At 47.1% G+C, this 14680-nt stretch carries 10 protein-coding genes; 2 read left to right on the forward strand and 8 right to left on the reverse strand.

Translation table 11 applies throughout. The features are described 5' to 3' along the window. Positions 1–699 precede the first annotated feature (699 nt). The 8 genes from ACOMG9_RS11180 to map form a co-directional block, all read right to left on the reverse strand. A complete protein-coding gene (locus ACOMG9_RS11180) occupies positions 700–2100 on the reverse strand; it encodes a hypothetical protein (protein WP_494530260.1) in 1401 nt (466 codons plus the stop codon). Between the two features lie 387 nt (positions 2101–2487). Next, positions 2488–3012 (reverse strand): hypothetical protein, encoded by a 525-nt coding sequence (locus ACOMG9_RS11185; protein ID WP_448216965.1) that lies wholly within the window; start codon positions 3010–3012, stop codon positions 2488–2490. After that, a complete protein-coding gene (locus ACOMG9_RS11190) occupies positions 3009–3209 on the reverse strand; it encodes a hypothetical protein (RefSeq protein WP_494530261.1) in 201 nt (66 codons plus the stop codon). The genes ACOMG9_RS11185 and ACOMG9_RS11190 overlap by 4 nt, the downstream gene beginning before the upstream one ends. Before the next feature lie 16 nt (positions 3210–3225). Continuing rightward, positions 3226–4380 (reverse strand): hypothetical protein, encoded by a 1155-nt coding sequence (locus ACOMG9_RS11195; RefSeq protein WP_448216967.1) that lies wholly within the window; start codon positions 4378–4380, stop codon positions 3226–3228. Between the two features lie 410 nt (positions 4381–4790). Then, positions 4791–6083: a hypothetical protein gene (locus tag ACOMG9_RS11200; protein ID WP_448216968.1), complete on the reverse strand. Its 1293-nt coding sequence runs from the start codon at positions 6081–6083 to the stop codon at positions 4791–4793. A 1045-nt stretch (positions 6084–7128) separates the two neighbouring features. Next, positions 7129–8364 (reverse strand): hypothetical protein, encoded by a 1236-nt coding sequence (locus ACOMG9_RS11205; protein ID WP_494530262.1) that lies wholly within the window; start codon positions 8362–8364, stop codon positions 7129–7131. Positions 8365–8558: 194 nt separating this feature from the next. Then, positions 8559–11276: a [protein-PII] uridylyltransferase gene (gene glnD / locus ACOMG9_RS11210; RefSeq protein WP_448216970.1), complete on the reverse strand. Its 2718-nt coding sequence runs from the start codon at positions 11274–11276 to the stop codon at positions 8559–8561. Positions 11277–11386: 110 nt separating this feature from the next. After that, positions 11387–12187: a type I methionyl aminopeptidase gene (gene map / locus ACOMG9_RS11215; RefSeq protein WP_422133625.1), complete on the reverse strand. Its 801-nt coding sequence runs from the start codon at positions 12185–12187 to the stop codon at positions 11387–11389. Between the two features lie 440 nt (positions 12188–12627). Between map and rpsB the strand changes: the two genes are divergently transcribed. After that, entirely contained in the window at positions 12628–13440 is an 813-nt protein-coding gene (gene rpsB / locus ACOMG9_RS11220; protein ID WP_448216971.1) for a 30S ribosomal protein S2, read from the forward strand. A gap of 195 nt (positions 13441–13635) precedes the next feature. After that, the gene (tsf, locus tag ACOMG9_RS11225; protein ID WP_422133627.1) at positions 13636–14496 is read left to right on the forward strand and encodes a translation elongation factor Ts; all 861 of its coding nucleotides are present in this window, start codon (positions 13636–13638) and stop codon (positions 14494–14496) included. Positions 14497–14680 lie beyond the last annotated feature (184 nt).

Consider the following 14680-nt stretch of genomic DNA (forward strand, 5'->3'; position numbering starts at 1 on the left):
TCCATCAGGCTCCTTTAAGAAGGGTCGCTCTATTGTACAGATCGATGCACCTTAGTCCAGCAGTGATCTGGCTCTGGTGGAGGCAAGGCATTTGTCCACCAGAGTCTGGTGATATGCTTTATAAGGCTTTTTACCTGTCAGCAATAGTGAGACAGTTCAGCCCAGGCTCTATAAGCGGGTTCTTTCATCGCCTGTATGTTCAGATCTTCGCATCATAGAGGTGACCTCTATCCGAAAGGGATTGGTTGATTGCTGATTATAACTTTCGAGCCAGTCTCTTAGCTGGTCGGCATTTGCGGCATTCGGACATTAAGCATCAGTGTCTGGCTTTTGCGCTCCCTGTCAAAACGAAATCCGATCAAATAATAAGCAACTGAGCATTGCGGCATTTTTTCTTCATAATCATACCTTTTTAGTCAGAAGCTTCAGAATAGTTAGGTCAATGAAAAAAGATGCTTTTTACTTAGATGATATCTGAATGTAAAAACTCTCAATCAGCCATTCCCGCTGAGTAGCTGTAGATGGAGAAAAAATACAAAGTGACTCAAATCAGGCTGTAATTTTACTTTCTGGTCGTTTTTCAGTATCTGCTGTGAGACATGTCTAACTCATTTTCTTTCGGCAGGCCAGCTTTATCGCTATGCATTGTTGCGATAGGAAAGCTACCCGGCCTGCCGCCTTGTATAAAGTTAATGAGCCCTATAGTTCGGTTTCCTTTTCGACTTTATCCATCAGCTCGTTATCTGCCGGCTGATTTTCTGCCTGCTTGTTATCTGCTGGCCGATCTTCTGCCTGCTTGTTATCTGCTGGCTGATCTGCTGGCTGCTTGTTATCTGCTGGCTGATCTGCTGGCTGCTTGTTATCTGCTGGCTGCTTGTTATCTGCTGGCTGATCTGCTGGCTGCTTGTTATCTGCCGACTCATCATCTGCCTGCGCGCCATCTGTTTGCTCTTTATCTACCGGCTCCTTATCTACCGGCTCCTTATCTGCCTGCTCGCCGATAGAAGAGATCTCTATCTCAAAAGGATTAGCCAATTGCTGATTACGAGTATCGAGCCATTTTGTTAGCTTCTCGGCATTCACAGCCTTCGTCACCCATAGCCTGAAACTCAATGTATGGCTGGCGTTTTGTTCGTTCAAACTGAATGAGAGCAACTCATAACTTCCAGAGTATTGCAGTATCGGCAACATATGCTGCAAAGTATCGATTTCCAGATTACTCGAACTGTACGTAAAGCTGACCTGAAACTCTTTTGGAAAGGTGGTATAACTTAAGAAAAGGCCTTCCAGACCTAAAGCGACCAGTCCTGCACCCAGGCATCCGCCTCCCAGCTCTGGAATCCCTATACCAAATCCAGCTCCTGAAACAGCCCCTGTCACGACAACCGTAGCCGCAAGCGCATACTTCATATAAGACCATGACGGATTTACTTCCGAGTTACATATATAGTTACCACATAAGCAGCTGAGCTGACGGTCGGGCTCTATGGCTTCCGGGTCTGATACACAGTGAGGCCGGGAGAAAGGCGGGGTGGAATACATTTCGTCGGCTTTCATGGCCACCAGCCTGGCGAATACGTGGATAAACGTTTTCAGCTGGTTTTCATGAATATGTACAAACGGTTCACCAGCGCCACGGTCTTCTCTTTCCAGCCAGGCGGAAACAGAGGCACTTCCGGTGGGTAGAAATTCAGCGGAACGTCTCGACATAGCAGCAGGCTGACTGGTCAGGGGCTGTTCGGGAGTGGTGGATTCAGCCCTGTTATCAGAATCAAAGAAAGACACTGAGACTGGTAAGGAAACCGCACCATTTGCCGGAGAAGTCGGCACTCCCCCAACAGCTCCCTGTTCCTGACCCGTATCGTCAGCCGCCGATGTCAAGCCACTGGAATGACTCTGGGCAGAAGGGATCCGTCCGGTAACGGGTAACCCGCCAACCATGTCAGATCTCTGGCTTTCAGTATTTTCATGGGTTGGTAACTCAGAGTAGTCTCCCTGTGATCCGGGGGCTGGAGTTAGGTCATCAGCGACGGTTTTTGTGTCAGACTCTACGGACAGATAAACTTTGACGAGTGCCCGTGAGGTTTTGAAATTAAGCACGAAATTATCTGCGACTGAAATTGTGGGAGTCAGCAGGAATAGGAGTGCAGTGAAAAAACTACACAATCTCTTGATGCTCGAAATTTTTTTCATAACTACACCTGTTAATCAGAAATTTTAAATTAGTTAAGCCTATGGAAAAAATGGGGTTTTATTTAGAACATTTCCGACTATGACAACTATTAACCAGTCATTCCCTTTGACCATAGTAAATAAAGTATTTTGTTAGACTTTTTAACAAAGATATCGAGGCTCTTTAGATCGGTTGTGATGTTCCTTTATGGTCGTTTTTCAACACCTCTTGTAGGGCGCGTCCTGCTTGTTTTCTGTCAATAGGCCGCCTTGTATCGGTAACTTTCAAGGTAGATGTCGCCTCAACTTATGCAGCTAAATCACAATCATGCGGCTATAGACGTCCAGAACCAAATAGAGGTAATAATATTTACCCCTGATGGGTGACCCTAAAAAGGTTATATCCCACGACCAGAGCTGATTTGGTCCCGTGGCCCGATGCGATGTTGGCTTCCGCTTTCCGGGCTTCCGACTGCGACCGCGGTGATGCTGTTGATTATAGGCCTTGAGCACTCGATAAAAGCTTGACTCAGAAGCCATATAAACACCTTCGTCGGCCAGTGTCGGTACAATCTGGCTTGGCGACTTACTTTTAAATCGCTCGCTGTTACAGACTTTCAGAATCTCGTTCTGCTCACTCTTGGTCAGTTGGTTGGCAGGTATTCGCCGGTCTGCGTATTGACGCTGATCTTCCCGTACCTGTTCCACATCCGTTTGCCAGCGCTGAACCGTGCGTATCGACAGGTTGAGCGCAGCACAGGCTTTCACTTTACGTGCACCCTGTGAAACAGCTTCCTGGATTAAAGCAACGGCTTCCTTGCGATCAGGGAGAGGAATCAATCGTCCTCGCGCTCCCCCCAGATCGCGTTTGCCTTTTTTGTTAGAACCAACAGTGCTGCGGTTTCAGCAAGTGCTTTGTCTTTGCGTTTGAGTTCTTTTTCCAGTTTCAGGATGCGCTTCTTGTCATCTCGTCTGGCAGCGGCCTGTACCTGACGGGATTCAGCAGGCTTTGTGCTACCGTCCTGTTTTCCGCCCATAAATTCAAACTGAATTCTAAAGTCTGGATTCCCGCTCACCCATATAGTTTGGTCTGCTGATGTCGGAGACCCCTATCTGGAAAGGGCTGGCCCAGTGATGATTATGACTTTCGAGCCAGGCTTTTAACTGGTTGGCATCTACTGCGTCCGGCATCCGGACATTAAACCTCAGTGTCTGGCTATCGTGTTGATCGTCCAAAATGTACGATACCAATTCGTAACCTCCCGAATATTTCAGCATGATCGCTATTCGCTGCAAATTACAGATTTCGAAATTGTTCGAGCTAAATGTGAAGTTGACCTGAAACTGATTTGGAAAGTGGGTAAGACTATAGAATAAGGTAGAGGCAGAGGTGATGAGTAGCCCTGCTGCCAGGGATACGGCAGCAAGAATAGGAGCTCCCTCAGCAAATGCAGCACTGGAACTTGCTGCTGTCAAAATCAACGCAAAGAAAGGCACAAACTTTCCATATTTCCAAATCCTATTTGCGGCCGAGTCACATACAAAGATGCCACACCGTGTGAAAGGCTGGTAGGTATTCATTTCTTTTGGTTCCATAGCAACCAACCTGGCGAAGACACGGACAAACTCATTGAGCTGGGTTGAAGGAACATGAATTGACGGGGCGTCATCGGCCATCTCTACTCTTTCCAGCCAGGCGGAAACCGAGGCTCTTCCAGTTTGCAGATTTTGGATAGAATGGGTTGAAACTGCAACGGGTTGAGTGGTTAAGGGTTGAGCTGGAGGAGAGGATTCATCTTCGTCATCGGAATCAAACTCAAACTCAAGCTCGAATAAAGATACTGCAATTGGCAGGCCCCCAACGGCACCTCGCTCCTCGGTCTCATCATTATAAAAGGGTGTCATCCCAGGAGCGTGAACCCGGGAAAATGGCGAATTAAAAATTGGTAACCCTTCAGCCTTTTTGGAATTTCGACTCGCACTGTTATCAACGTTTGGTAACACAAAGGAATGCCCTTGTAGCCCGCATGCTTGCGATACTTCATCGGTTTTTCTGTCAGGGTCTATAGATAAATAGACTTTGACGAGAGTCTTTGAAGTTTTGAAATTAAGCACGTAGTCATCGGCTGCTAAAACCATGGGAGCTGTCAGAAACACTGTTGTAGTGACAAAATGGAACAATGCTTCGATGATTAAAAATTTTTTCATAATCACACCTGTTAATCAGAAGTCTTAAAATAGTTAAGCCACTGGAAAAAGATGTTTTTTATCGCGTGAGAGTTCCCAGGGTGTCGCAAAAGCAGAGAGCAAAGCTGAGATAAGGAAGAAAGTACTGAAAAAGCGCAATATACTGCCACCCGGCAATACCATCACCCAAACTCTTTCAAAAGGCACCCGTTAAGTACCTGGTTAGGTACTTACAATAGGCTGAGCGTCAGGACGTGACCTGCTGGCCTTTTGAGCAGGCTCATTGGCATCTGTGACGAAGCAGGCAGGAACCACTACGAAATCGTGAAAAAGTAGATGCAAAGACAATCCCCCGCTGATTTCTTTGAATCAGTGGGGGGATGTTTAGATGAGGATTAATCTGTCGGCTGCGGATAAATTCAACCTTAGCCCTATAGCGTGGTTTCGGATTTGCCCATGGAAGAGACTTTTATCTGAAACGGATTAGCTAATTGCTGATTCTTACTTTCCAGCCAGTTTTGGAACTGTTTGGCATCCACGTTATCTGGCACGCGGACATTGAACGTCAGTGTCTGGCTGGCGTTTAGCTCATCCAAACTGAACGATACCAATTCATAACCTCCCGAGCACTGTAGAATATTCACAATTTGCTGAAAATCATAGATTTCCTGACTGATAAGCAACTGGTTTGAACTGAAAGTGAAGCTCACCTGAAACGGGTTTGGAAAACGTGTATGGCTGAAAAAACAGGTACACAGAGGAGTAAAGACCCCCCCTGCGACCAGAGATCCGTAAGCTAATCCAGAGACTCCCGTACCAAATCCAGTGCCCGTACCTGCCGCTGCCGCAAGAAACGTCGAGAGCACCGCAAACTTTCCACATGACCAGGTCGGATTTGCCTCGGAGTTAAAGACGTAGGTGCTGAAACGTGGAAAGGGCTTCCAGCTTCGCATTTTGTTGACTTTCATAGCAACCAGACTGGCAAACATCCGGACAAAGGCTTTAAGTTCATTGGCAGAAATATGAAACGGGTTGCCGCCGCTTACCTCTCTTCTTTCCAACCAGGCATAGACGATTGAACTCCCTGTTTTCAGATAGTGGACTGAATGCACCGACGCATCATCAGGTTGATTGGTTAAGGGCTGGGCAGCTGAAGTGGAATCAGCTGCGTCGATAGAGTCAATAATAGTCACTGAAACTGGCGAAGACGCAGGCCAGCGCCTGACTGCTCCGGGCTGCTGATCTAAATCAATGCCTGTAAATCTTAAATCAAGGGGCTGACTCTGGGGAGAAACTGGCGGGCCGCCTGTTGCTCCAAGTTCCTGATCTATAGCATGTTCAACCATTGTCAAATCAGATAGCAGTCCCTGTATAATGCCATCTACTGTTTCAGGTTCACGGTCTCCATCACTGCCTATCGATGTCAAATCGCGAGGCTGGCTCTGGACAGAAGGTGGCGGCCCAGAAATTGGTAACCCTCCAACTGTCTTATGTTCATGGCTTCCACTCACATCATCGGGGGACATCCCGGTGGCCGTGGCTTGCTCTTCTGGTGCTCCATCAGTGTTAGTTTCAGGATCAATAGACAGGTATACTTTGACGTGTGTTTGTGAGGTTTTAAAGTTAAGCACGTAATTATCGGCCACTGAAACCATGGTGGTCAGCAGAAAGATCAGTGCAACGACAAAGCTGCACAACACCTTAACACTACAAAGTTTTTTCATAATTACTCCTCCAGCTTAATAGCCGGAAACGCATTTCCAATCTGCACAGTGAATTAGATAAGAATGAAAGGGAGAGTTGCTCCAGGGCAGAATAAAGACCCGGCGAGTAACTAAGCCTTCCCGAAAAAACAGAAAATGCATTCAATTAATGCTTGCCCGAAAACACTCCTCCATGATTGTTGATGGTGTTGTCTGCAAACTGTAAGGGGTAATAAAAAAATCGCCATAATGTGTCTTTTAAAGACTCAAACATTATTGCACCTGATTACCAGACGTTTTTAAAATAGTTAAGCCGCTGGAAAAAGATGCTTTTTATTTAGAATATTTCTGTCTATAAAATATAAAATAAAGGGGCGTCCACAAATTTTACTAACAAGGAAACAAAGAAAAACAAAGAAAAACAAAGAAACGTTCGGGGAATTCTTTGACCGGGTGACTTTAAAATAGAGAAGGAAAAAGTATCCATATATTTGACTAACTGACGTGTTGAACTACTTTTTAGACTTGTATCAGTTGGGGACTGTGCTCGAGTTTGCTTGCACCCAAAGTAGACTGATTGATCCGGGTAATACTCTTTTATTATTGTGCGTTTTGTTCCGTAATCAGAGACTAATGTTGTTTTGAGAATTATACGACTATGGGTTTTTTTCAATCTTCAAGGTGGCAGGTTGTCAACTGTTTAGGTGGATTGGACTCTATTTTTGCTATCAAATTTTGTGCTTATGCTTCAATGTTCAATTGCTATGTTTTTCTAGTCGCATATTCTAGTCGGCGTATTTGAATTCTTTGAATTTTTTTATTGTATTTCTACTGAATGATTTTGATGTGAAGATATACAGATTTTCAAAAAAAACACGTATTCTGCTTTTTATAATAATTTTAATAAAGAGCGTTTGAGTTGAGCAGGTGGTTTTTATGTTTCTCATAACAGTTTGTTTGTTAATTTGGCGAAGGGGTTTTTGAGTATGTTATTTCTTCTCTCTTACAGCGTTTTGATACCAGGCTTCTGTAGTCCGAAATAACGGATATAAAGTTAATCTGTGCTCTAGAGGCTGGTTTCCAGAAGACCAACAGGGTGTGTTGTTGGCTCGCCAATGGCAGATACCTTTATTTGAAGCGGATTTGTTAATTGCTGATTCTGCCTTTCAAGCAAGCCGCGGAGATTGCCAGCATTCACTGTGTCAGGCACCTGGACGATAAACCTCAGTGTCTGGGTGGAGGTCCGCTCGTTGAAATGAAATGACACCAGATTAAAGCCTCCTGTGCACTGCAGTAAATTCACTATCTGCTGCAAATGATTGATTTCCTCACTCATGAGTAAATTATTCGATCGAAATGTGAAACTCACCTGAAACCGGTTTGGAAACCAGGCACGGCTTAACATTAAAATGCTGGGAGGAATACAGATTCCGGTACTCAGACATGTGCCTCCCAAGGCAGGGATTCCCATACTAAATCCAACACTGGTAACTGCCGCTATAGCGATTGACTCAGTGAGAACCGCAATCCTTCCCCGATACCAGCGCGGATTTACATCCGAGTCACATATGTAGCTGCGGAGCCGCGTGAACGGCTGACAGGAATGCATTTCTTTAGCTTCCGTAGCAACCAGACTGGCGAACAGAACGACAAATTCATCCAGCTGATCTGGAGAACCTTCAAAAAAAAATGCACCACCGCCATCCTCTACTCTTTCCAACCAGGAGGAAACGCTTGAACTTTTGGTTGGCAGTGGACGGATATATTCTTTCGATGTAGCAGTTGGTTGAGTTGTTAAGGGTAGGGAAGAAGTTGCTCCAGTCCCATCATCAGGTTCAATGAAATGCAGTGAAACGGGTGAAGGAAGCCCTCCTGAGTTCTGGCCTTCGTCGTTAATAATATATGTCAAATCAGTGAACTGACTTTCGGTAGATACCGGCAATCCCCCAACTGCACCTGGTTCCTGATTTTCATCATTACCACCTGATGCAAGATCAGAGGGCTGGGCCTGGGGAGAAGGCGCCGGTTCAGAAATTGGCAAGCCACCTACCGTTGTATATTTCTGGTCTTCACGATCATCACTGGGTAACAATCCAGAGGGTTGCTCTTGCAATCCTTGCTCTACCGATGCTTGATTCGCTTCTGTATCAAGGGGTACAGAGAGGTGTACTCTGACGACGGTTTGCGGACTCTGAAAAACAAGTAGGAAATGCTCTGCAACCGAAGCTGGTGGGGTCAGCAGGAGCAACACAGTAATGACAAAACTGAACGATACCCGGATAAGATATAGTTTTTTCATCATCACACCTGTTAATCAAAAGCTTAAAAATAGTTAAGCCACTGAAAAAAGATGTTTTTTATTTAGAATATTTCCGACTATGCAACACTTTGCAGGTGTTGTTAATGCTTTCCTGGCTCCGGTGTTTTTTGGTACAGCCATAAAGGGACATAAGAGTCATAAACAGCTTGAAGTCCCCGGTCGGCCTGGCTAAGAACTTATGGTTTCTGAAAGCGGATGACATCCTGTTCAGAGGCCTGTTGCAGAATCTGCTTCAGAGTCAGGCAGATATGCTCGGCAACATCAGGATCACTGATGGGCTGATGGTTTTTATCCGTGATAAAGAAGCTGTCTTCGAGTTTTTCACCAAAGGTAGCAACCTTGGCATTATGGACTTGCAGCTCCAGTTCCACGAAAGTCCTTACGACTCTGGCCAAAAGTCCGGGTCTGTCGGTTGCCCTGATCTCCAGCAGTGTCTTTTTAATGCCGGGTAAGTTGCTGATGGTGATCAGAGGTTCTTTGGCGAAGTGCCGAAGTTGTCTGGGGGTGCGTCTCTGGGCAGCAACGGGCATTTGCCCCGAATCGCTGAGAATATCTTGCAGGTAACTCTGTATCTGCACAATGCGAGACTCATTGTTACCTATGGCTGAACCGTCTTCTTCTAATACGGTATAAGTATCGAGGCTGAACTGTTCACTGGAGGTGATGATTCTTGCGTCCTGGATACTGATGTGCAGGGAGTCGAGTCCGGCTACCGTTGCAGCAAACAGATTGGGGCGGTCAGGTGCATAAACAAAAATTTGAGAACCACCGTGCTCCCTGTCAGTGTCTGTTTCCCGTGTCAGTACCAAGGGTTGCCGCTCCTGGTGAGCGAGAATTCCCCTCGTATGCCAGGCAATTTCATGGGGGTCATGACGGGAAAAGTAGTCGTCATCCAGAGTGTTCCAGAGTGACTGAATCGATTGTGTGTCCAGGTTGTCATCAGCCAGCAAGGCGAGCGTCTCCTGCTGAATGTCCTGCAGTCTTTCATCATTGTCAGGCATATTCTCTATGCCGTGCTCCAGGACCAGGCGGGTCTGGCTATACAGCTGTTGCAATAAGGAAGATCGCCAGCCATTCCACAACTCAGGATTGGTAGCATTAATGTCGGCAACAGTGAGCAGGTAAAGATGGTTCAGGCTGTTCAGATTGCCCACTTTACGAGCGAAATCCTGAATGACTTCCGGGTCCGACAGGTCTTTTTTCTGGGCCGTGGTCGATAGGGTGAGGTGTTCACGTACCAGCCAGACAATGAGCTTCGTATCGACACGACGCAGGCCGTGTCTTCGGCAGAATACTTCGGCATCATCGGCGCCCAGCTGAGAGTGATCACCTCCACGCCCTTTACCGATGTCATGATAAAGGCCGGCGACATAGAGTAACTCTGGTTTTTTGATGTCATGTATGATTCGAGAGGCAATAGGGTAGCGCTGCTTGTTTTCTTCGTAGCGAAAGCTACGCAGGTGCTTGATCAGCAACAGAGTATGCGCATCGACTGTATAGGTGTGGAACAGGTCAAACTGCATCTGGCCAATAATGCGACCAAACTCTGGCAGGTAGCGGCCAAGGATGCCATAGCGAGCCATTCTTCTGAGACTGATGGTTAATCCATAGGGTGCCTGCAAAAGCTGAAGGAATAATTTTGCGCACCTTGGGTCTTTTCTGAACTGACTGTCAACGGTGTGACGAATATCGCGCAGCAACCGGATGGTCTCAGCCCTTGGGCCGAGAATATCGGGGTCGCGGGTCATGAGGACAAACATTTCCAGAATAGCTGGCGGGTGCTCAGCGAATACCCGGTCATGAGTAACTTCAATGTACTGATTGCGTATCTGGAATCGATCATTGATAGCCGTTACGGTCTGCGGTTTGTCCGCATTCAGAATCTTGTCATCAAAATTCTGGAGGATCAGGTCTTTGAACTGGCCAACAATCAGAACCGTGCGGAAGTAGCTTTGCATGAACTGTTCTACCGCCAGTGAGCCAGGTTGGTCCCGGTAGCCAAACTGTTCAGCCAGTGATCGCTGGTGGTCAAACAGGAGTCTGTCTTCGCCCCGGCCGGCCAGTGTATGCAGTGCCCATCGTATCTTCCACAAAAATGCCCGGCAGCGGATGAGTTGTTCGTATTCGGCTTCTGTCAAAAAATTCAAAGCCATCAGTTTGATCGGGTCCTGGGTACCGAAATGACGTCTTGCGGTCCAACCCAGCATGTGCAAATCACGGATGCCGCCGGGTGAGCCTTTTATGTTGGGCTCCAGGCTATACGCGGTGTCAGCATACTTTTTGTGTCGGGCCTTCTGTTCGTCAAATTTGGCCTGAAGGTACTGATTGCTGGGCCACATATGGTGGACGCTGATCTTTTCCTGAAGTTGCTTGTTGAGATTTTCAGGATCACAGAGGGGGCGTGCTTCCATCAGGTTAGTGATGATGGTCAGATCGTCTCTGGCCTGTTCGGCGCATTCTTTTATGGACCGCACACTGGAGCCTACTTTCAGGCCAATGTCCCACAATGTCGTCAAAAAAGTTTCGATTTCTGTCTGGTGGGTCTGGTACTCGTCATTCTCCAGAAGAATCAGAATGTCGATATCGGAGCCGGGATGAAGCTCGCCCCGACCATAGCCTCCTACTGCAAGCAAGCTGATGTGTTCAGAATCGTCCCAGGCAGATTGTTCCCATACTGTGATAAGAATTTGATCGATAAGCCAAGTATGACTGTATACCAGCTGATCAATATTGACTTTTTTCCTGAACCATTGGTTCAGCATATCTCTGCCAGACTGGATGGTGTCTTTGTAAAGAGGGATGGAAGGCTGATTGCTGAGGGCGGTAACAAACGAGTTTTTATCAAACAGCTGGGCTTCAAGCTGATTCGGAATCTTTGGGGTTGCGTGATTCATAATAGATTATTCTCCTGGCACTCCGTCGCTAAAAAAACGGCTCGCGCTTCTTTGAAGGCGAAATTCTACAGATCAGATTCTATAGATAAAACGTGCGAGCCATTCAGGGGTCAAAAAGGAAGCGTTTCTTCACTTCTGAGAGTCAGTACCTCGACGCCATCAGCGGTAACAAGAATGGTGTGCTCCCACTGGGCTGAAGGGCGACGATCCTTGGTGACCGCAGTCCAGCCATCTCCCAGGAGTTTGGTGAACTTCTTGCCGGCATTGATCATGGGTTCAATAGTGAATGTCATGCCTTCCCGCAGAACATAATCGTTATGATCGCCATAACCATCGTAATGAAGTACCTGAGGATCTTCATGGAAGACCTTTCCGATGCCGTGGCCGCAAAACTCTTCAACCACAGAGTAGTGGTTGGCGTGAGCATGCTGGGCGATGACCCGGCCAATATCACTCAACCTTACACCGGGTTTGACGATCTCGATGCCCTTGTAGAGACATTCCTGTGTGACATTGACTAATTTTTCTGCATAGGGCTGGACGTTGCCGACCAGGAACATCTTGCTGGTGTCACCGTGGTAACCGTCTTTGATAACAGTAATGTCGATGTTGAGCATGTCGCCGTTCTTGAGGGTCTTCTTGTCATTGGGAATGCCGTGACAGACAACATGGTTCAGAGAGGTGCATATGGATTTTGGAAAACCGGGGCGACCGGGTGCAGCACCATAGTTCAGGGGGGCTGGAATAGCCTGCTGTTCATTAACGATGTAGTCGTGACAGATACGATCAAGTTCGCCAGTAGTAATGCCAGGTTTTACGTGGGGGGTGATCATCTCCAGTACTTCGGCAGCCAGCTTGCCGGCGATGCGCATTTTTTCAATATCTTCAGGGGTTTTGATCGTAACGTTCATTTCAAATATTCTTTGTCAGGCGCAGGAAATACCGAGAGTGCTCTATAGTGAGTGATCTTTGATGACGGGTTAACAAGGTCGTTTTGATCACTTATGACGGTCTGCTTCGGTAGCTTCCCAGGGGCTTTATGGATTCATTGCTGAAATTCTAACAGAAAAGAAGAGAGAGTTGGTTATTGTTAACTGGAACTGGCTTCAACTGTATAAAGAATCCTCCTGCAAAGAAATCTGTCGACTTTGAATCATCATAAGATTGTGGTATAAAATTGCGTCCTCGTGTTCAGGGTCACCTGATTGCGAGGTTACTATCTGATTTTGTAAACAGAACTCACATACACCGACACATGATTCAGGGTGCCCGAGTGCAGTCAGCGAGAGCTGATCGTTGGGTCGAACTCATGGGGTGTGTGGAGGCCTAACCCTGTAACAGGAGAATTCTCATGGCTCAAGTCACCATGCGTGACATGCTCAAGGCGGGCGTGCATTTTGGTCACCAGACTCGTTTCTGGAACCCGAAGATGAATAAATTCATCTTTGGTGCTCGTAACAAGATTCATATCATCAACCTTGAGCACACCATGCCTGCCTTTAATGAAGCGATGAGCTTCATTCGCAAGCTGGCCGAAGGTAAGAACAAGATTCTGTTTGTTGGTACCAAGCGTGCCGCCGGTAAGATCATTCGTGAAGAAGCTGCTCGCTGCAGCATGCCTTTCGTAGCACATCGCTGGTTGGGTGGTATGCTGACCAACTACAAGACCATTCGTCAGTCTGTACGTCGTCTGCGTGACCTGGAAGCTCAGGCTGAAGATGGCACTTTCGAAAAGCTGACCAAAAAAGAAGCCCTGATGCGCCGTCGTGATTTGGAAAAGCTGGATCGCTCTCTGGGTGGTATCAAGGAAATGGGTGGTCTGCCAGACGCACTGTTTGTTATCGATGTCGAGCACGAGCGCATCGCTATCCAGGAAGCCAATAAGCTGGGCATCCCTGTCATCGGTATCGTTGACACCAACTCCAGTCCTGAAGGTGTTGACTACGTTATCCCTGGTAACGATGATGCGATTCGCGCTATTCAGTTATACATTAAAGCTGCTGCTGATGTTGTTCTTGAAGGTCGTTCCGCTGCCAACACAGGCGCTGAAAGCGAGTTTGTAGAAGTTGAAGTAGAAGCTGCAGAAGCAGCTGAAACTGCAGAAACTACAGAAGCAGCTGAAGCCAAGGCTGAAGACGACCAGGAAGACACTAAGGAAGCTTAATCTTCTGGTCGTTGCGAAAAGGGGGCGTGGCCCCCTTTTTCAGATTTAAAAGAGCGTTTGTCACTTTGGGGTGGTCATTGACAGGAGCTTCAGTATGCACAAGCCTATTTTGTATGTCGTAAGCTTGAAGCGCTAAACAACTAAGCTCAAGGCTGCCCTGAATCCCTTATTGAATATTTGCGAGAGGAACCCACCATGGCAGCAATTACTGCAGCACTGGTTAAGGAACTGCGTGAACGCACTGGCCTGGGCATGATGGAGTGCAAAAAGGCTCTGGTTGCTTCAGAAGGTGATATTGAAAAGGCGATTGAAGAGCTGCGTAAATCTGGTCAGGCTAAAGCCGCCAAGAAAGCAGGTCGTACCGCAGCTGAAGGTATTGTCGCTACCAAAGTTGCTGAAGATGGAAGCTTCGGTGTAATGGTTGAAGTTAACTCCGAGACCGACTTTGTTGCTCGTGATGACAACTTCCTGGGTTACGTTCAGACAGTGTTAGACGCTGCTTTTGACCGTAAGGAAGCTGACGTAGCCAAATTGATGGAAGGTGAACTGGAAGAAGCACGCCTGGCGCTGGTACAGAAGATCGGTGAAAACATCGGTGTCCGTCGTATTGAAATCGTAGAAGGTGGCGTGATTGACGCATACGTTCACGGTAACAAGCGTATTGCTGTTCTGGTTAGCCTTGACGGTGGCAGCTCCGAGCTGGCTCGTGATGTAGCTATGCACGTTGCTGCTGTTAACCCTCAGGTGGTTAACAAGGACGACATGCCTGCTGAGCTGGTTGAAAAAGAGAAGGAAATCTTCAAGGCTCAGGCAGAGCAGTCTGGTAAACCAGCTGAAATTATCGAAAAGATGATTGCTGGTCGTATCAACAAGTTCCTGGCTGAAAACAGTCTTACTGAACAGCCTTTTGTTAAAGACCCTGATGTCAAGGTAGGTGCTCTGGCCAAGAAAGCTGGGGCAACTATCACTGGCTTCGTTCGTTACGAAGTTGGCGAGGGTATCGAGAAAGAAGAAGTGGACTTCGCTGCTGAAGTTCGCGCTCAGGCTGGACTCTGATCCTGATACTGGTTATTACTGGTTAATGGATGGTGCCTGACCTGTTAGCTGAACAGGCTTGACAGAGCCTGTTCAGCGGGTCTGCAGGTTTACCCGTGTTCTGGTATCTGAGCAATGATGCACTGCTGCAAGGTTGTATGTAAACGGCCGCTTTTGAGCTGCTGACAGTGCAGAAAGCTCATTT

This window comes from Endozoicomonas sp. PH6C, assembly GCF_059322965.1.